This is a genomic window from Pseudomonas sp. S2_B10, assembly GCF_054668425.1.
Map to the genome: position 1 here is coordinate 1,482,964 of NZ_CP162768.1, position 18,201 is coordinate 1,501,164.

Annotated in this window: 17 protein-coding genes; 3 read left to right on the forward strand and 14 right to left on the reverse strand. The window is 60.5% G+C overall.

Annotation, left to right across the window (positions count from 1 at the left end; genetic code table 11):
- Positions 1-45: 45 nt before the first annotated feature.
- Positions 46-513, reverse strand: a complete 468-nt coding sequence (locus tag AB4O45_RS06570; RefSeq protein ID WP_460161220.1) for a PA2169 family four-helix-bundle protein — start codon at positions 511-513, stop codon at positions 46-48.
- A gap of 206 nt (positions 514-719) precedes the next feature.
- Between AB4O45_RS06570 and AB4O45_RS06575 the strand changes: the two genes are divergently transcribed.
- Together AB4O45_RS06575 and AB4O45_RS06580 are read left to right on the forward strand one after the other, a co-directional pair.
- Positions 720-956 (forward strand): DUF3820 family protein, encoded by a 237-nt coding sequence (locus AB4O45_RS06575; protein ID WP_003227425.1) that lies wholly within the window; start codon positions 720-722, stop codon positions 954-956.
- 30 nt (positions 957-986) lie between these two features.
- Positions 987-2,168 carry an aminotransferase class V-fold PLP-dependent enzyme gene (locus tag AB4O45_RS06580; protein ID WP_460161221.1) on the forward strand — a complete coding sequence of 394 codons (1,182 nt, stop codon included), beginning with the start codon at positions 987-989 and terminating at the stop codon, positions 2,166-2,168.
- On the opposite strand, the gene AB4O45_RS06585 is transcribed toward AB4O45_RS06580, so the two are convergent.
- From AB4O45_RS06585 to zwf, 4 genes are all read right to left on the reverse strand, one after another.
- Positions 2,165-2,737: a hypothetical protein gene (locus tag AB4O45_RS06585; protein WP_460161222.1), complete on the reverse strand. Its 573-nt coding sequence runs from the start codon at positions 2,735-2,737 to the stop codon at positions 2,165-2,167. The genes AB4O45_RS06580 and AB4O45_RS06585 overlap by 4 nt on opposite strands.
- Before the next feature lie 170 nt (positions 2,738-2,907).
- Positions 2,908-3,573 carry a bifunctional 4-hydroxy-2-oxoglutarate aldolase/2-dehydro-3-deoxy-phosphogluconate aldolase gene (locus AB4O45_RS06590; protein WP_460161223.1) on the reverse strand — a complete coding sequence of 222 codons (666 nt, stop codon included), beginning with the start codon at positions 3,571-3,573 and terminating at the stop codon, positions 2,908-2,910.
- Positions 3,574-3,590: 17 nt separating this feature from the next.
- Positions 3,591-4,304: a 6-phosphogluconolactonase gene (pgl, locus tag AB4O45_RS06595; RefSeq protein WP_460161224.1), complete on the reverse strand. Its 714-nt coding sequence runs from the start codon at positions 4,302-4,304 to the stop codon at positions 3,591-3,593.
- Positions 4,291-5,757 carry a glucose-6-phosphate dehydrogenase gene (zwf, locus tag AB4O45_RS06600; RefSeq protein ID WP_016773537.1) on the reverse strand — a complete coding sequence of 489 codons (1,467 nt, stop codon included), beginning with the start codon at positions 5,755-5,757 and terminating at the stop codon, positions 4,291-4,293. Before zwf ends, pgl begins: the two co-directional genes overlap by 14 nt.
- 226 nt (positions 5,758-5,983) lie before the next feature.
- Between zwf and AB4O45_RS06605 the strand changes: the two genes are divergently transcribed.
- On the forward strand, positions 5,984-6,844 hold the full coding sequence (locus AB4O45_RS06605; RefSeq protein ID WP_169842436.1) for a MurR/RpiR family transcriptional regulator: 861 nt from the start codon (positions 5,984-5,986) through the stop codon (positions 6,842-6,844).
- A 207-nt stretch (positions 6,845-7,051) separates the two neighbouring features.
- On the opposite strand, the gene AB4O45_RS06610 is transcribed toward AB4O45_RS06605, so the two are convergent.
- From AB4O45_RS06610 to AB4O45_RS06650, 9 genes are all read right to left on the reverse strand, one after another.
- The gene (locus tag AB4O45_RS06610) at positions 7,052-7,906 is read right to left on the reverse strand and encodes a D-hexose-6-phosphate mutarotase (protein WP_460161225.1); all 855 of its coding nucleotides are present in this window, start codon (positions 7,904-7,906) and stop codon (positions 7,052-7,054) included.
- Positions 7,907-8,229: 323 nt separating this feature from the next.
- Entirely contained in the window at positions 8,230-9,579 is a 1,350-nt protein-coding gene (locus AB4O45_RS06615) for a carbohydrate porin (protein ID WP_252886693.1), read from the reverse strand.
- Between the two features lie 193 nt (positions 9,580-9,772).
- Complete coding sequence (locus AB4O45_RS06620; RefSeq protein ID WP_073472036.1) at positions 9,773-10,933, reverse strand: ABC transporter ATP-binding protein; 1,161 nt, start codon at positions 10,931-10,933, stop codon at positions 9,773-9,775.
- A 2-nt stretch (positions 10,934-10,935) separates the two neighbouring features.
- Entirely contained in the window at positions 10,936-11,781 is an 846-nt protein-coding gene (locus AB4O45_RS06625) for a carbohydrate ABC transporter permease (protein ID WP_039758116.1), read from the reverse strand.
- Positions 11,774-12,682, reverse strand: coding sequence for a carbohydrate ABC transporter permease (locus tag AB4O45_RS06630; RefSeq protein WP_042607263.1), 909 nt, complete (start codon positions 12,680-12,682; stop codon positions 11,774-11,776). The genes AB4O45_RS06625 and AB4O45_RS06630 overlap by 8 nt, the downstream gene beginning before the upstream one ends.
- Positions 12,683-12,896: 214 nt before the next feature.
- Positions 12,897-14,198 (reverse strand): ABC transporter substrate-binding protein, encoded by a 1,302-nt coding sequence (locus tag AB4O45_RS06635; protein WP_024014061.1) that lies wholly within the window; start codon positions 14,196-14,198, stop codon positions 12,897-12,899.
- A gap of 118 nt (positions 14,199-14,316) precedes the next feature.
- On the reverse strand, positions 14,317-15,576 hold the full coding sequence (locus AB4O45_RS06640; RefSeq protein ID WP_460161226.1) for a D-mannose isomerase: 1,260 nt from the start codon (positions 15,574-15,576) through the stop codon (positions 14,317-14,319).
- Between the two features lie 304 nt (positions 15,577-15,880).
- A complete protein-coding gene (locus tag AB4O45_RS06645; protein ID WP_056787959.1) occupies positions 15,881-17,350 on the reverse strand; it encodes an ATP-binding protein in 1,470 nt (489 codons plus the stop codon).
- A complete protein-coding gene (locus AB4O45_RS06650; RefSeq protein WP_039758123.1) occupies positions 17,340-18,071 on the reverse strand; it encodes a response regulator in 732 nt (243 codons plus the stop codon). Before AB4O45_RS06650 ends, AB4O45_RS06645 begins: the two co-directional genes overlap by 11 nt.
- Between the last annotated feature and the right edge of the window lie 130 nt (positions 18,072-18,201).

An 18,201-nucleotide genomic window follows, 5' to 3' on the forward strand; every position in this document is an offset into this window, starting at 1 on the left:
AAAAAACGCCAGACAAGCTGGCGTTTTTTTTCAGCCGACTAACTCTTACGAGCTCGCACGAGCCTGGTTACGCAGGGCTTTCACCTGGTCGTGGTTGCGTTGTACGCCGTGATATTGGCGTTCAACCAGATCACGAATACCCACCAGGTTGTGCTTGGTGATTTTCTCGAGGGCTTCTTTGTAGGCCTTCAGTGCGTGGTCTTCACCGCGCTCTGCTTCGTTCAGCACAGCCTCTTCGTCTTTACCGGTGAACATGGATTTAACGTCGACCCAGCGACGGTGCAGGTCACCGCTCACGCTGGTGGAAGTTTCCGGATCGCCGCCCAGCGAACGAACGGCCGCTTGCAGCTCAGCTGCGGCAGCGGCGCAATCAGCTGCGCGAGTCACAAACAGGCTTTTCAGCTCTGGGTGCTTGATGTCTTCGGCGCAAGTCTTGAAACCTTCCTGACCGTCCTTGGAGGTTTCGATCAGGTCATTGAGTACCGAGATGGATTCTTTGTTTACGTCAGTCATTTTCCAATTCCTTGCGGTTGGTTGAAGATGCAAGGGATATTGCAGTGTGCGTGCCAGTTTGCTTATTGATAATAGAACCTTATTTTTCAGTGACTTACAAAAGATTGAACCATCTGCATGCTGGTTTTTTGCATGATCTGTCATTTGGCCTGCATGCAGAATGCCTGTATTTTCCAGGCTGTGATGTGAATCGATGAAGCGTGCTGATGAATCCGGAAAAACTCGAACTGCTGATCACCCGCGAAATGCCCTTCGGCAAATACAAAGGGCGGATCATTGCCGACCTGCCTGGCCCCTATCTGAACTGGTTCGCCCGTGAAGGCTTTCCCCACGGTGAACTCGGTGGCCTGCTGGCGCTGATGCAGGAGATCGACCACAACGGCCTGTCCGACCTGCTCGAGCCGCTGCGCGCCAAACACGGCAAACCCGCCCCGCGCCACTGACGCGCCCTTCCCTCTTGAGCCTTGCCGACAATGCCTGACAACACCCGCCGCGCCCGTGACGAAGCCTTCTGGCAGACATTCGCCGACCGATACGATGTGCAGCCCGGCCCGGTCAACCTGGAAAACGGTTACTTCGGGCGCATGTCGCGCACAGTGATCGAGGAATACCAGCGCAACATCGAGCTGATCAACGCCAGCAACTCGATTTATGCACGCCAGCGCTTTGAACAGCACGACAACCTTGAGATCCGCGCGCAACTGGCCGAACTGATTGGCGTGCGCGCGCAAAGCGTGGCCCTGACCCGCAATGCTACCGAAGGCCTGCAATCGCTGATCCGCAATTACAATCGTCTGCAACCGGGTGATCAGGTACTGATCTGCGACCTCGAGTACGACACGGTCAAGGGCGCCATGCGCTGGCTGGCGAAGCAGCGTGGCGTGGAGGTCATCGAAATTGCCCACCACCATCCGGCCAGTTTCGACAGCCTGCTCGAAACCTACCGCGAGGCGTTCGTCCGCCATCCAAAACTCAAACTGATGGCCCTGACCCATGTCACCCATCGCACCGGCCTGGTCATGCCGGTGCAGGCCATCGCCGCGCTGGCCAAAGAGCATGGCGTCGACATCATCCTCGACGGTGCCCACGCCCTCGGCCAGATTGAATTCGACCTGCAAGCGTTGGGCATCGCTTTCGCCGGTTACAACCTGCACAAATGGATCGGCGCACCGCTGACCCTCGGCTTTATCTATATCGCCCCGCAGCGTCTGGCCGACATCGATCCGGACATGGGCGAGATGCATTACCCGGTCAGCGATATTCGCGCGCGGACCTCGTACAGCACGCCGAACATCCCGGCGCTGATGACCTTGCCGCTGGTGTTCGAAGAGCACGACGCGCTCGGCGGCGCCGCCGCCAAAAGCCCACGCCTGAGTTACCTGCGCAACCTGTGGGTCAGCCGGGTCCGGCACCTGCCGGGCATCGAGGTGCTGACGCCGGACGACCCGCAACTGTATTGCGGGATCACCGCGCTGCGCTTCACCCGGCATGCCGATCAGCAGGCCATGGCCGAGCGTCTGCTCAGCGAATTCAACCTGTTCACCGTGGTGCGCACCGGCGCCGCGTGCGGGCCGTGCATTCGCATCACCCCGGGGCTGACCACCACGGCTGGCGAGATGGAGCAGTTGGTTCGGGCGCTGGACCAACTGCGCTAGAACGGCGCTCCGGAGTTTTTTTCGTAGCCTTCAAGGCCAAGCTGCGACGACACGGCGAAGGTGTCGATGCCGAGGGTCTGGCAGGCGAAAGCACCGTCTTCAAGATCGGCGCCGGCGATCGGCTGCAATACCAACTGCAAGGCCTCCTCGGCGGCACCTTCACAGCCGCAGCGGCCTGGGACGTGCAAGGTGCCGGCCCAGGCCTCGTGGTGAGCTTGCGCTCCTGCTTCGTCGCCGGGAATGAATACGTTCAGCTTCAGGCAAGCAGCGCCGCGCGCCGGCCGATCCGGATAGACACTGGTGAAACGGACGATGCCATGGCTGTCAGTCGATTGACTGCCGCCCAGGCTGGTGTCGCCATCGACACGCTGTTGAATGCGCACCAGCGCGCCGATGACCGGCTCGCTGGTCATAGCATCGACCAGCGACAGACGCAGGACCAGCGGCAAGCCTTGGACACCTTGGCTGATATTGCGCACTTGAGATTCAGCTGCGGGGCGGCCGAGGGGAAGTTGCTTCGGTTGATAACGGGATTGTGGCGTAAGGGTCAGAGACTGAAGGTCGTCCATGAGGCGTTCTCTCTTCCATAAGATGGACGCAGATTAACCCCGTGAAAAAGTCAGCGTGCAGTAACTATGTATCGCCGCATGTATCGGCAGTTTTTTCAGCGCAAAAAAAAGGTGCGCCGACCAAGCGCACCATAAAGCCGTAAAGCACACAACGAAGTGTCGGGTAACAATCAGTCCAGCAGCGCCAGGGCCTCGGCGGTGCATTCCTGAATGCGGGACCAGTCGCCGTTCTTGATCCACTCCGGATCAAGCATCCAGCTACCGCCCACGCACATGACGTTTTTCAGCGCCATGTAGCTCTTGATATTGGCCGGGCCGACGCCGCCAGTCGGGCAGAATTTCACTTCGCCGAACGGGCCGCCGAGGGCCTTGATTGCCGCCACGCCACCGCTGACTTCCGCCGGGAACAGCTTGAAGCGGCGATAGCCCAGACTGTAGCCTTCCATGATCCCCGAGGCGTTGCTGATGCCCGGCAACAGCGGAATCGGGCTGTCGACGCTGGCTTCGAGCAGGTCGCGGGTGATGCCCGGGGTAACAATGAACTGCGAGCCTGCCGCTTCAGCCGCCGCTAGCATGTTGCGGTCAAGCACGGTGCCGGCACCGGTCATCAGCTCGGGGCGCTGTTCGCGCAGGATCTGAATGGCCTTGAGGCCGAACTGCGAGCGCAGGGTCACTTCCAGCGCAGTCAGGCCACCGGCGGCGAGGGCGTCGGCCAGCGGCAGCACGTCCTGTTCGCGAGCGATGGTGATCACCGGCAGGATCCGCGCCTTGGCGCAGAGACTGTCGATCAGGGCAACTTTGTCCGCCATGGAAACGGTCGGGGATGGGGTTGTCATAGCGGCTGTTCCTTGGCTCATGGGCACCAGTAAATCTCTAACGTAGGTTGCAGAAACGCGCGCACCGGCATGGCCGCAACGTCATCGGATGCCAGCGCGGCATTCAGGGTGGTCAGTTTCGATTGACCGGAAATCGACAGAATCTTGTGCCGGGCCGAGGCCAGCAGCGCGCGGCTCATGGTCAGGCGCTGACGCGGCACGCTTGGCGCCAGCATCGGCCAGCAACGGCGCGTGCCATCGGCTTGCAGGGCTTCGGCGAGGTTCGGGCTGTCGGGGAACAGCGATGCGGTGTGGCCGTCATCGCCCATGCCCAGCACCAGCACGTCAATCGGCGGCAATTCCGCGAGCAAGCGATCGGCCTGTTCAGCAGCCTGCTCGACGTTGGCCGCCGCGCTGTAGAGGCTGAGGAACTGTGCCTTGGCTGCCGGGCCTTTAAGCAGATACTGCTTGAGCAGGCCGGCATTGCTGTCGGCATGTTCCACCGGTACCCAGCGTTCGTCGGCCAGGGTCACAACGACCTTCGACCAGTCCAGCCTCTGCTTGGCCAGGTGCTGGAAAAACGCTACCGGGCTGCGCCCGCCGGACACCACCAGCACCGCGTTGCCGCGCGCGGCAATGGCCTCGCTCAGTTGCTTGGCAACGTTCAGCGCCAGGCCTTCGGCGAGCAACACCGGGCTGTTGAATTCGCGGGCAGTCACGCCCGTCGGCAGTTGCACATCAGATATCGCCATACCACGACCTCCCGTCCCGCGTGATCAAAGCAATGGAGCTCATCGGCCCCCACGAACCGGCCGCATACGGCTTGGGCGCGTCGCCGGATTTCTTCCACCCGGCGATCAGCTGGTCACACCACTTCCACGCGGCTTCGATTTCATCTTTACGGACAAACAGGTTCTGATTGCCGTTCATCACTTCCAGCAACAACCGCTCGTAGGCATCGGGGATCCGCGCGCTACGCCAGGTGTCGGAGAAATTCAGTTGCAGCGGGCCGCTGCGCAGTTGCATGCCCTTGTCCAGGCCCTGCTCTTTGGTCATCACGCGCAAGGAAATGCCTTCGTCCGGTTGCAGGCGGATGATCAGTTTGTTGCTGATCTGCAGGCGTTGCTCCGGGGCGAAGATGTAGTGCGACGGTTCCTTGAAGTGGATGACGATCTGCGACAGCTTCTGCGGCATGCGCTTGCCGGTACGCAGGTAGAACGGCACGCCGGCCCAGCGCCAGTTGCGGATGTCGGCACGCAGGGCGACGAAGGTTTCGGTGTCGCTCTGGGTATTGGAATTCGGTTCTTCGAGGTAACCCGGAACGGATTTGCCTTCGCTGTGGCCGGCGATGTACTGGCCGCGCACCACTTGTGTGGTCAGGCCTTCCGGACTGATCGGCGCCAGCGCCTTGAGCACTTTTACCTTTTCGTCACGGATGCTGTCGGCGGACAGGTCGGCCGGCGGGTCCATGGCAATCAGGCAGAGCAGCTGCAACAGGTGATTCTGGATCATGTCGCGCAGCTGGCCGGCCTTGTCGAAATAGCCCCAGCGGCCTTCGATGCCGACCTTCTCGGCCACGGTGATTTCCACGTGGGAGATGTAATTCTGGTTCCACTGGGTTTCGAACAGGCTGTTGGCGAAACGCAGGGCGATCAGGTTCTGAACGGTCTCTTTGCCCAGATAGTGGTCGATGCGGTAGGTGCGGTCTTCCGGGAAGAACTGCGCGACGGCGTCGTTGACCTTGCGCGAGGACTCCAGGTCAGAGCCGATCGGTTTTTCCAGCACCACTCGGGTGTTTTCGGCCAGACCGACTTTCTCGAGGTTCTCGCAGATAGCGCCGTACACCGCCGCCGGGGTGGCGAAGTAGGCAATCATGCGCTGGCTGCTGCCGGCCAGTTCCGCCAGCGCCACGTAATCCTCAGCCTTGAGGAAGTCGACGTGCAGATAGGTCAGGCGCGCGAGGAAGCGCTCGGCCACGGTTTCGTTCAGCTCTTTGCCGACATAACGGCGCAATTCGGCGGCGATGAACGCCATGTGCTGCTGCTCGCTGCCGGGCTCACGGGCCAGCGCGATGATGCGCGTGTCCTCGTGCAGCAGGTCGGCACCGTCAAGGTGATACAGGGCAGGAAACAGCTTGCGCAGGGCCAGATCGCCAAGCGCGCCGAACAAGGCAAAGGTGCACGGTTCAACCGTAATGGAAGGCATGATGTTTGTTCTTTTATCAAGTTAAGCTACAAATACCTTTTTTCAAGGCATCACTCAAGGGAAAATGTAGTAATAACCACAACATTTTCGCAGAATACTCAATCCGAGTGGTGGTCGCCCGGACGCATCAGTAGGATAGGCCACCGTCACGGGCCATATCAAAGGCCCAATTTGCATAGCCCGACGCAACTCTGCGTCGGTGAATCAGGAATTCCATATGGACCGCGTGCGAAATTTACTGGAACAGATCCAGAGTCGCCTTGAAGAGCTGAACAAGGCCGAACGTAAGGTCGCCGAGGTGATTCTGCTCAATCCGCAGCAGGCCACCCGCTTCAGCATCGCCGCCCTCGCCCAGGCCGCCTCGGTGAGCGAACCGACGGTCAACCGTTTCTGCCGCTCGTTCGGTGTCAGCGGCTACCCCGAACTCAAGCTGCAATTGGCCCAGAGCCTGGCCAGTGGTGCGGCGTATGTCAGCCGCGCGGTCGAGGCCGACGACAATCCCGAGGCGTACACGCAGAAGATCTTCGGCAGCGCCATCGCTTCCCTGGACAGTGCTTGCCAGGCGCTCGACCCGAACCTGATCAGCCGCGCCGTCGACCTGTTGATCCAGGCCCGGCAGATCCACTTCTTCGGCCTCGGCGCTTCGGCCCCGGTGGCGCTGGATGCGCAGCACAAGTTCTTCCGCTTCAACCTCGCCGTCACTGCCCACGCCGATGTGCTGATGCAGCGGATGATTGCCTCGGTGGCGCACACCGGCGAGCTGTTCGTGATCATTTCCTACACCGGGCGTACCCGCGAACTGGTGGAAGTGGCGCGAATCGCCCGGGAGAACGGTGCTTCGGTTTTGGGCCTGACAGCGGAGAATTCACCGCTGGCCAAAGCCAGTACCCTGAGCCTGAACATTCCACTGCCGGAAGACACCGACATTTATATGCCGATGACCTCGCGGATCATTCAGTTGACCGTGCTGGATGTGCTGGCAACGGGGATGACCCTGCGCCGTGGCGTGGATTTCCAGCCGCATCTGCGCAAGATCAAAGAGAGCTTGAATGCGAGCCGGTATCCGGTTGGGGATGAATTCAACTAAAGATCAAAAGCCCCCTCACCCCAGCCCTCTCCCGGAGGGAGAGGGAGCCGACCGAGGTGTCTTGCGCGGTACATCGACCTGAAATATCCAGTCGATTATGGATTCAGAACTGCACTTTCACGTCGGCGTAATTCTTGAGCATCCCCCATTCGGTCCCCTCTCCCTCTGGGAGAGGGCTAGGGTGAGGGTATCGGTGTACTTGACGCACTAAGCCGCCGCCCACGCCTGCAAACTCAAATGCGCCTTCTCCCCCGGCGCCAGGTGCAGGCTGTCCGTGCCGCCCGCCGCTGCTTCCACGCAGACGAATTCGGAAATCTCCTCCCAACTTACCCCCAGTAACGGCCGCGCGCCGGGATGCCAGACGACGGTGTCGCCACTGTCACCGGTATCAATGCACAACTCGCGCTGCCAGGCGTGATCCTTGAGCTGCAATTCGCCGTCATGCTGAAACACCCGCTGACAGCCGCCATCAACGCGCAATTCACCCTCCTGCTGGCAAACCTGGCGATTCAACTGGTCATAACCCTGCGCGCCTTCGAGCCCAGACAGCGCTATCTCACCAACATCGCCTATACGCCAGTAAGCGTGCAAAGCCTGGCTCAACTGGCACGGCATGTCGTCCTGATGCTCGGTGCTCAGGCGTAATTCCATGCGTTCGCCCAGGTGCGCGTGCAGGTCGACCTGCCAATCGCATAGCTGCAGTTGCCAGTGCAGGCGCACGCCGTCTTCGGCGCTGCTGCTGTCGAGCAGTTTCCAGTCGAGCAGTCGCGCCCAACCATGGGACGGCCAGGCGTTTTCGCTCGGATGACGGCCATACCACGGCCAGCACACCGGCACGCCACCGCGAATCGCGCCGACATGCGGCCACTTCGCCGCGCACCACAACCACGGCTTCTGCCCACGCGGCTGAAAGTGCAGCAACTGCGCACCCTGCCGACTGAACACCGCCTGACACAACGGATGATCGATCACCAGCACGTCGCGCATCTGATAGCGCTCCCAGGCGAACACCGGTCGTTCACGCAGGGATTTGAAGAAGCGTTGCAGCGGATGCTCATGCATTGGCTACGGTCCTGAAAATCATGGGGGTACAATTACCTTTGTGACCCTTGAATACTGTGGCGAGGGGATTTATCCCCGTTCGACTGCGAAGCAGTCGCAAACCTGGAAAACGGCCTCTCGCTGATACACCTCAGTGGATGGTTTTGGGGCCGCTTCGCAGCCCAGCGGGGCGGTGCGACGTTTCGCTAAATCCCCTCGCCACAAAAAGCTCTCCAGCCACAAAAAATCATCAAGCAACACATCTGACCTGTGTCACAAAAAAAAGCGGACAGCCTGGGCTGTCCGCAAAATGCGCACATAGAGAGGAGCTTATCGCAGACGCGTTAGAACGTTGACTGAATTTTCAGGCCAGCGACCAAAGCGTTATCGACTTCATCCACACCGCCCGGATGGGTGATGTATTGCAGGTTGGGACGCACGGTCAGCCAGTTGGTGACGTGGATGCCGTAGTTGAGCTCGTAGTTGTACTCGGTCTCACGAATCGGCGAGAACGCGGCGTTGTCGTAATCGGACACACCGTTGGAAGCGTTCAGCAGTTCAGCGTTGCGCTTGACGTCCTTGTTGACGTGGATACGCGCCGCGCCGATACCGATGTCATCTTTCGGACGCGCGTCGAAAGGGCCTTTGTAGACAAACATCACCGACTGGTAGTTGTCGATGAAGTTGGTGTCCTTGTCGTGGAAGGTCGCGTTGGCGGCGATGTTCAGACCGCGAGTCGCATCACCGTTGTGGCTGGTGAGTTGCTGTTGCGCAACGAACCAGTAACCGCTTTTGCTGTTGTGCGACTTGTAGTCATCACCGGTGGTTGCCGCATCAAGACCGTTGACGTCTTCGCGAACGTCGTCGGCATCGGCCGTGCTCTTGTAGTAACCGACGCGGTATTCGCCCGGCAGGCTGTTGACCTTCGGCGACCAGACCAACTCAACCGGCAGCACGGTACCTTTGGTGCCGCTGCCGCTGAGCTTGAAGCCGTTGCCGTGTTCCAGTTGCGACGGGTTCTGGTTGTACGCACCGATCTGCGCGTAGAGCTCGTCGTTGATGTTGTACTTCACACGGATCGCGGCCTGGCTGACGGGCCAGTTGTACCAGATGTTGGTCGCCCAGTTACCCACTTGCGAACCGCAGAACGCCAGGTTCTGGAAGTCGCACGGGAAGGTGTTGAAGTCTTCGCCTTCGCCGAAGTAACCGGCCTTGACGTCGAGCTTGTTGTCGAAGAACTGGTGCTGAATCCACAGTTGGGTCAGACGCACCATGTGGCCACGGCCGTAGACTTCCTGCGAGGAGCTGAGGGTGCCGGCACGCGGATCGCCAACGCGGTCGTTGGAGATGTTGTAGCCGTTACGGTTGGTCAGCTGGATCTTCGCCTGGGTGTTGTCCCAGCCCCACAGCTTCTGCAGGTCGAGGGCCACGCCCAGACCGAACTGGTCGGCGTAACGCGCAGTCTTGTCGTCGTTGTAACCGCCGTTCAGGTTGGCGCCCATCTCGCCAACGTAGTCGGCCTTGATGTCGATACCCTGCTCGATCAGCTTGGTGCGCTCGCCGCCCCAGTCGCCGGTCATCCACTTGGAGTCGGAGCTGAACGCATCCGCCGCCATTGCATTACCGGCCAGCACCAGTGCAGCTGCCGCTGAAACCTGGCAGATCAACCGGGCATTGACGTGTTTCTTTTTCATCCCTACATCCTCGTCTTTATTGTTATTAACTGTTTTTATCTAACGCGGTTTACATAAAGTGCAGTGCTCGACAGGCCGGGCACTGCTTGCCCCCTGTGGGAGCGAGCCTGCTCGCGAATGCGGTGTATCAGGCGACATCAATGCTGGATGTCAGACCGCTTTCGCGAGCAGGCTCGCTCCCACATTTTGTACTTCAGCGGCCTTTGAACTGCGCCACATTCGCCGACCGGGTCTCTGTCTGCACCTGGCCCGCAACGCCCAGACGCTCGCCGGTATTGGCGTCGAACAACAACACTTTCGATGGATCGAACTGCAGCGTCAGGCTTTCGCCCACCTGCGGTGCCACGTCCGGCGCCAGTCGGCAGCAGACCTTGGTGTCATTCAGATTGACGAACACCAACGTGTCCGGACCGGTCGGTTCGGTGACCTGCACTTCGGCGCGGATGCTCGGCAGACCATTGCCCTCGCCATTCGCCAAAACAATCTGCTCCGGGCGCAGGCCGAGGATTACTTCGCGATCTTCGAGGCCGGCGTCCTGCATGCTCATCGGCAATTCACAACGCGCCTGACCGCTGTCGAGCAGCGCCAGCAGGCGACCGTCCTTGCGCTGCAAGCGCAGGGGGATGAAGTTCATCGGTGGCGAACCGATGAAGCTTGCGACGAACAGGTTGGCCGGGTTGTTGTAGATGTCTTTCGGCGTGCCGAACTGCTGAATGATGCCGTCCTTCATCACCGCCACCTTGTCGCCCAGGGTCATCGCTTCGATCTGGTCGTGGGTCACGTAGACCGTGGTGGTTTTCAGACGCTGGTGCATCAGTTTCATTTCGGTGCGCATCTCGACGCGCAGCTTGGCGTCGAGGTTCGACAGCGGTTCGTCGAACAGGTAGATCTTCGGCCGCCGCGCCAAGGCACGGCCCATCGCCACGCGCTGTTGCTGACCACCGGAGAGCTGGCCCGGCTTGCGATTGAGCAGGTGTTCGATCTGCAACAGCTTGGCGACACGGGCGACTTCTTCGTCGATCGCCGCCTGCGGCATCTTGCGGATTTTCAGGCCGAACTCGATGTTCTCGCGCACGCTCATGGTCGGGTACAGCGCATAGGACTGGAACACCATGGCGATGTCGCGATCCTTGGGGCTCATGCCGCTGACGTCCTGATCACCGATCATGATCGCGCCGCCGGTGATGGTTTCCAGACCGGCGATGCAGTTCATCAAGGTCGATTTGCCGCAGCCCGACGGGCCGACGAGGATCAGGAATTCACCGTCCTTGATCGACAGTTCGATGTTCTTCAGGGTGTCCGGCAGGCCGGCCCCGTAGGTCTTGTTTACGTTGCGAAGTTCAAGCGTAGCCATGATTACCCCTTGACCGCGCCGGCCGTCAGCCCGCGCACGAAATACTTGCCTGCGACCACATAGACCAGCAGGGTCGGCAGGCCGGCGATCATCGCCGCTGCCATATCCACGTTGTATTCCTTGGCGCCGGTGCTGGTGTTGACCAGGTTATTGAGCGCCACGGTGATCGGTTGCGAATCACCGCTGGAGAACACCACACCGAACAGGAAGTCGTTCCAGATCTGGGTGAACTGCCAGATCAGGCAGACCATGATGATCGGCGTCGACATCGGCAGAATGATGCGGCGGAAAATCGTGAAGAAACCCGCGCCATCCAGACGCGCAGCCTTGACCAGCGCATCGGGAATGCTCACGTAGTAGTTGCGGAAGAACAGTGTGGTGAACGCCAGACCGTAGACCACGTGCACGAACACCAGGCCGGTGGTGGTGCTCGCCAGGCCCATCTTGCCGAGGGTGAACGAGGCCGGCAGCAGCACAGTCTGGAACGGCAGGAAGCAGCCGAACAGCAGCAGACCGAAGAACAACTGCGAACCACGGAAGCGCCACATCGACAGCACGTAACCGTTCAACGCACCGATGGCGGTGGAGATGATGACGGCCGGTACGGTGATCTTGATCGAGTTCCAGAAGTAGCCGTCAACCGTGGCCCAGGCCTTGACCCAGCCAATGCCGCTGACCACGGTCGGCCAGCTCAGCAGGTTGCCGGTGCTGATGTCTTCCGGGGTCTTGAAGCTGGTCAGCAACATCACCACCAGCGGCACCAGATACAGAAACACCGCAAGGATCAGCACCGCGTAGATTGCGATGCGGCTCAAGCTGATAGCGGGTTTGGCAGCAAGACTAGTCATTACGCTTGGTCCTCAGCTCGGAGTACAGGTAAGGCACGATGATCGCGAGGATCGCACCGAGCATCAGAATCGCACTGGCCGAGCCCATGCCCATCTGGCCGCGACTGAAGGTGAAGGAATACATGAACATCGCTGGCAGGTCGGAGGAATAACCCGGACCACCGGCGGTCATTGCCGCAACCAGGTCGAAGCTCTTGATCGCGATGTGCGCGAGGATCATCACGGCACTGAAGAACACCGGCCGCAGGCTTGGCAGTACGACTTTCCAGTAGATGCGCGGCATGCTCGCGCCGTCGATCTGCGCGGCACGGATGATCGATTGATCGACGCCACGCAGGCCGGCGAGGAACATCGCCATGATGAAGCCCGAGGCTTGCCACACAGCGGCGATCACCAGGCAGTAGACCACGCGATCGGGGTCGATCAGCCAGTCCAGACGGAAGCCTTCCCAGCCCCAGTCACGCAACAATTTGTCCAGGCCCATGCCCGGGTTGAGCAGCCATTTCCATGCGGTACCGGTGACGATCATCGAGAGCGCCATCGGGTACAGGTAAATGGTGCGGATAAAGCCTTCGCGACGGATGCGCTGATCGAGGAACACCGCCAGCAACACGCCGATCACCAGGGTAATGCCGATGAACATGCCGCCGAACACGGCGAGGTTCTTGCTCGCCACCCACCAGCGATCGTTGTCGAACAACCGCGCGTATTGCGCCAGACCGGCCCACTTGTAGTTGGGCAGGAAGGTCGAGGTGGTGAACGACAGAATGAACGTCCACAGGATGTAGCCATAGAAGCCCACCAGCACGATGAACATGCTCGGCGCCAGCACCAGTTTCGGTAGCCAGCGCTGCAATGCATCGAACGGCGAGGCCTTGCTGAACACAGCAACAGAACTCATGGGGAAATCCACAATAAGGGTTTACGAAAGCATTCCCTTGCAGGAGTGAGCCCTGTGGCGAGGGGATTTATCCCCGATCGACTGCGCAGCAGTCGCGAAATCATTACATGCGGTATTTCAGACACTGCACCGCTGCAACTTTCCGGGGTCGCTTCGCAACCCATCGGGGATGAATCCCCTCACCACAAAGGCTCACTCCTACAGGGGCCAAGCATTACTTGGCCGACTGAACTGCCGCGCCGAGTTTCTTCGCCGCATCGGCCGGGTCGGCTTTCGGGTCGTTGATGTAGTTGGTGACTACGTCAAAGAACGCGCCCTGCACCGCCAGCGTGGTCGCCATGTTGTGCGCCATGCTTGGTTGCAGGCCGCCGGACTTGGCGTCCGCGAGGAAGTCTTTGGCAGCGGTCTGCGCGCAGGAATCGAAGCCGAGCTTGTCCATGTTGTTCAACATGTCGTTGCGCACCGGGATAGAGCCTTTGTTGATGCTGAAGACTTTCTGGAAGTTCTCACCCAGCACGACTTTGGCGATGTCCTGCTGACCGGCCGCAGTGCCTGCGTCCTTCTGCTTGAACACGGCCAGCGAGTCGATGTTGTAGGTGAACGCCTTGTCGGTGCCCGGGAACGCTACGCACTCGTAGTCCTTGCCGGCGACTTTCTTGGCGGCGGTCCATTCGGACTTGGCCCAGTCACCCATGATCTGCATGCCGGCCTTGCCGTTGATGACCTTGGCCGCTTCGAGGTTCCAGTCCTGGCCTTTGCCGTCCGCGTCCATGTAGGTCGCGACTTTCTTCAGCTCAGTGAGCGCCTTGACCATTTCCGGGCCGGTCAGCGCTTTGTTGTCGAGATCGACCAGGGCTTTCTTGTAGCCATCCACGCCCATGACCGAGAGCACCACGGCTTCGAACACGGTGCTGTCCTGCCAAGGCTGACCGCCGTGAGCGAGCGGAATGAAGCCCGCCGCTTTCAGCTTGTCGCCGGCCGCGTAGAACTCTTCGAGGGTGGTTGGATTCTTGGTGATGCCGGCTTTCTTGAAGACTTCCGGGTTGATCCACAGCCAGTTCACGCGGTGAATGTTCACCGGCACGGCCACGTAATCACCGTCGTACTTCACGGTATCGGAGACTTTCTTGTCGAGCAGGCTGTCCCACTTTTCCGACTTGGCGACGTCTTTCAAAACGTCGGTGTCGAGCAGGCCGGTCGACGCCCATTCCTGGATGTCCGGGCCTTTGATCTGCGCTACGCCTGGCGGGTTGCCGGCAACGGCACGGCTTTTCAGCACGGTCATGGCAGTCGCACCGCCACCACCGGCGACAGCGCCGTCCTTCCAGGTGAAACCGTCTTTTTCGACTTGGGCCTTGAGCACATCGACAGCGGCTTTTTCGCCACCGGAAGTCCACCAGTGCACGACTTCGACCGAACCTTTGGAATCGGCGGCGGAGACACTGAGCGGCAGGATTGCGAGCGGGAACAGGGAGGCGACAGAAATGACAGTAGCGAGGCGAGAAATCGCATTCATTCGAGATGTACCTTTCTTGTTGTTATGCATTGCAAGTCTGGTGCTTGCGCTGCACGGAGTTTAAACAGAGCGTTTCGCTTCGCAGGTAACGAAGGGACGCGTAAATGTCACGACATGGTTACACAGCAACAGGCCGGGACGACTGCGCCAAAGCCGTGGCCATGCTTGGCGCCAGCGGCAATCGTGGAATCAGCACAGCCTGCCAGGCGTGATACAGATCGGGCTTGCCCGGCCAGATATCGGCGCTCGGCACATTCTGCGGATTGAGTTCGTGGTACCAGCTGCCATTGCAACGATCGATGAAATTCGTCTCACAGAATTCCCAGAACAGTCGGTACCAGGCTTCGTATTGCGCGTCGCCGGTGCGTTTGAGCAAGGCGCTGGCGGCGGCGCTGGCTTCGGCGTGCGTCCAGTGCAGGCGATGGCGAACCACGGCCTGGTTATCCCAGTCGAGGGTGTAGACGATGCCCGGCGCGCCATCGACATTCCAGCCGTGGCGGCAATTGTTTTCGAAGAGTTTTTGCGCATCGACGGCCAGCCAGCCAGGCGTCAGCATGCCGGCCTGCACCCGTGCGGCCTCAAGGTGCAGGAGCAAGCGCGCCCATTCGAAACCGTGGCCCGGCGTGGTGCCGTAAGGACGGAAACCGTCAGCCGGATTGTCGTGGTTGTATTCGCGCAGCGGTTGCCAATCGCGATCGAAGTGTTCGATGACCATGTAATCGTTGGCTGCAGCGTGGCCATGGATCACTCGTTCGACGATGCGCTGGGCGCGTATCAGCCAGCGCGGATCTTCGGTGACATCGGCCAGCGCGAGGAATGCTTCGGTCGCGTGCATGTTGCTGTTGGCGCCGCGATAGGCTTCTTCTTCGCTCCAGTCGCGGTTGAAGAATTCGCGCATGGCGCCCTCTTCTTCGCTCCAGAAATAAGTGTCGATGATGTCGATTGCGTCATCGAGCAAGGCTTGGGCGCCGGGCCGTTGCGCAACCACGGCGGAGCTGGCGGCGAGCGCGACAAAGGCGTGCAGATAGGCGTTCTTGCCGGTGTTGTCGTCGCGGTGTTCGGCAACTGCAAACCAGCCGCCGTGCAGCGCATCACGCAGCGGCCCGCGCAACGCGGCGATACCGTGGTCGACCAGTTCGGCAAACCCCGGCAGGCCCTGAATGTGCGCCATGGCGAAGCTGTGGGTCATGCGCGCGGTGTTCATGGTCTCGGCTTGTGCGTGCGCAGGCAAACGGCCGCGTTCGTCGAGGTTGCCGAAGCCTTCGGGCAGTCGTGATGCCTTGGCAAAATCCAGCAGACGCAGGCCTTCGGCGGCTAGCCATTGCTGGTGGGCAGGGGCGTTCAGCCAACTGCTGAAGTCTGGGTGAAAGGTGTCCATGGCGTGACCCTTTTTTGTTGTTAGGACTGCGGGCAGTCTAAACAACGGGCCGGGGCGGGCTTGTAACGAAGGGGACGGGGTTTGTCACTGGCTCGTGACAAAAGAGAAGAGCAAAAGCACCCTCACCCCAACCCTCTCCCGGAGGGAGAGGGGGCCGACCGAGGTGTCTTGCGTCCTCCGTCGACCTGAAAAATATTGGCGATTATGGATTCACCACCGCATTTACAGGTCAGCGCACCTCAGCAGCATCCCCCAATCGGTCCCCTCTCCCTCTGGGAGAGGGCTAGTGAGGGGCTTTTCGGGGCTAATCCACAGACCGAGGCAACTGCAACGTCACCCGCAACCCACCCTCACGCAGGTTCTGCAACGTCACCTCGCCGCCATGGCTATGGGCGATGTTGCGCGCAATGCCCAGTCCCAATCCGTAGCCCTGCTGCTGTCCCGCCAAACGGAAGTGCGGTTCGAACACTTGCTCCAGCCGCTGCTGCGGCACACCCGGCCCTTCATCGTCGACGTGCAAAACGAACGCGCTGTCATCGTCATCGATGTGCAGGTGCGCGTTCTGCCCGTACTTCAAGGCGTTGTCGATCAGGTTGCCGATGCAGCGCTTGAGCGCCAGCGGTTTGCCCGGATAGGCCGACAGCGCGCGGCCATGCTGAGTGACGCGGCCATTGCCGTTCGGCGCCAGATACGGCTCGACCAGGCAATCGAGGACATGATTGAGATCCACCGGCTCGATGTTCTCGTGGATGTCGGTGTCTTTCACGCATTGCAACGCGCCTTTGACCAGCAGCTCCAGCTCATCCAGATCGCGGCCGAACTTGGCTTGCAGCTGTTCGTCCTCGAGCAGTTCGACGCGCAAGCGCAGGCGGGTGATCGGCGTGCGCAGGTCGTGGGAAATCGCGCTGAACAACTGGCTGCGTTCGGTCAGGTAACGGCTGATGCGTTCGCGCATGGTGTTGAACGCGCGGCCAACTTCGACCACTTCACTGCCACCGCCCTCCGCCACTGGCTCGACGTCCGCGCCCAGCGACAGATCCCGCGCTGCCCGCGCCAGACGCTTGAGCGGCCGGCTCTGCCAGTGCACCAGCAGGCCGATGAACAACAACAGAAAGCCGCTGGTGAGGACGATAAACCACACCTGCTGCGCCGGCAGGCCTTGTTCTTCGAGACTGGTATACGGCTCGGGCAGCAACGAGGCGATGTACAGCCATTCGCCCGGGGCCATTTGAATCTGCGTGACCAGCACCGGCGGATTCACCGGTTCAAGCGTCAACGCGTAGTGCGCCCAGGAGCGCGGCAATTCATCAAGTTTCAGCCCTGCGTTGAAAATGCGCAGGTCTTCGGGGCTGACGAAGGTCACCGAAATATCCGTGTCATGGCCCAGAGACTGGCGCAGCACTTCGTCCACCGCTTGCATCACCGCAGCCTTGCGCGGCGTCACCGGCAGCACGTCCATGCCCAGCGGCTTGTCGTTCAGCGTCACGACAAACCGGGTGCCGCCCATGCTGCGCAATTGATCGAGCACCAGCGGTCGATAGGCCACTGGCAAGGAACGGAAATAGCTGACGCTGGCGGTCATCGAATGCGCCAGGCTGCGGGCACTGGTGACCAGGCCTTCGAGCTGGGTGGCGCGCAACTGCGAGACCCAGATCACGCTCGACAGCGTCTGCGCGAACAACACCGCGAGCAGAGTCAGCAGCAGCATCCGCCCGAGCAGCGAGCGCGGCACCGGTATGCGACTGGCGAATTTGCGCAGCGACTCAGTGAGCATTGCCGGCAACCACATTGGCTGCCAACTGATAGCCGCTGCCGCGCACGGTGCGGATCAACCGTGGCGGTTTTTCGGTGTCGCGCAAGCGTTGACGCAAACGGCTGACGGCCATGTCGACAATGCGATCGAGCGGCATCAGATCGCGGCCACGGGTGGCGTTGCCGATGGTGTCGCGGTCGAGGATTTGCTGCGGATGATCGAGGAACAGTTTGAGCAGAGCGAAATCGGCGCCGGAAAGGATCACTTCCTCGCCGTCAGTGTGGAACAGCCGATGGCTGACCGTGTCCAGGCGCCAGTCGTCGAAGGCCAGCACTTCGCTGCCGCTGCGTTCGTGGGCGAACTGTGCGCGGCGCAGCAGGGCCTTGATCCGCGCTTGCAGTTCGCGCGGGCTGAACGGTTTGCCGAGGTAATCGTCGGCGCCGAGCTCCAGACCGATCACGCGGTCGGCTTCGTCGGAACTGGCAGTCAGCATGATGATTGGCACCTGTGCCTGACGCGGGTGCTGGCGTACCCAACGGCACAGGCTGAAGCCGTCTTCGTCGGGCAGCATGACATCGAGGATCACCAGATCGCTCGGCGCCTCGTTGAGCGCCTGACGAAAACCGGCACCATCGGCGGTGGCCCGCACCTGGAACCCTGCGCGGGTCAGGTAGGTTTCCAGCAACTCGCGTATTTCCTGGTCGTCATCGACCAACAATATCGACTTGTTGACTGAGCTCACTTCGAAGGCATCCTTGTTGTTGGAGTTGGGGCGGATTATGCCTTAAGCATCAAACTAACAGACACTACAGAAACCCTTGTGGGAGCGAGCCTGCTCGCGAATCGGTTTTAACATTCAACAGATCTGTTGA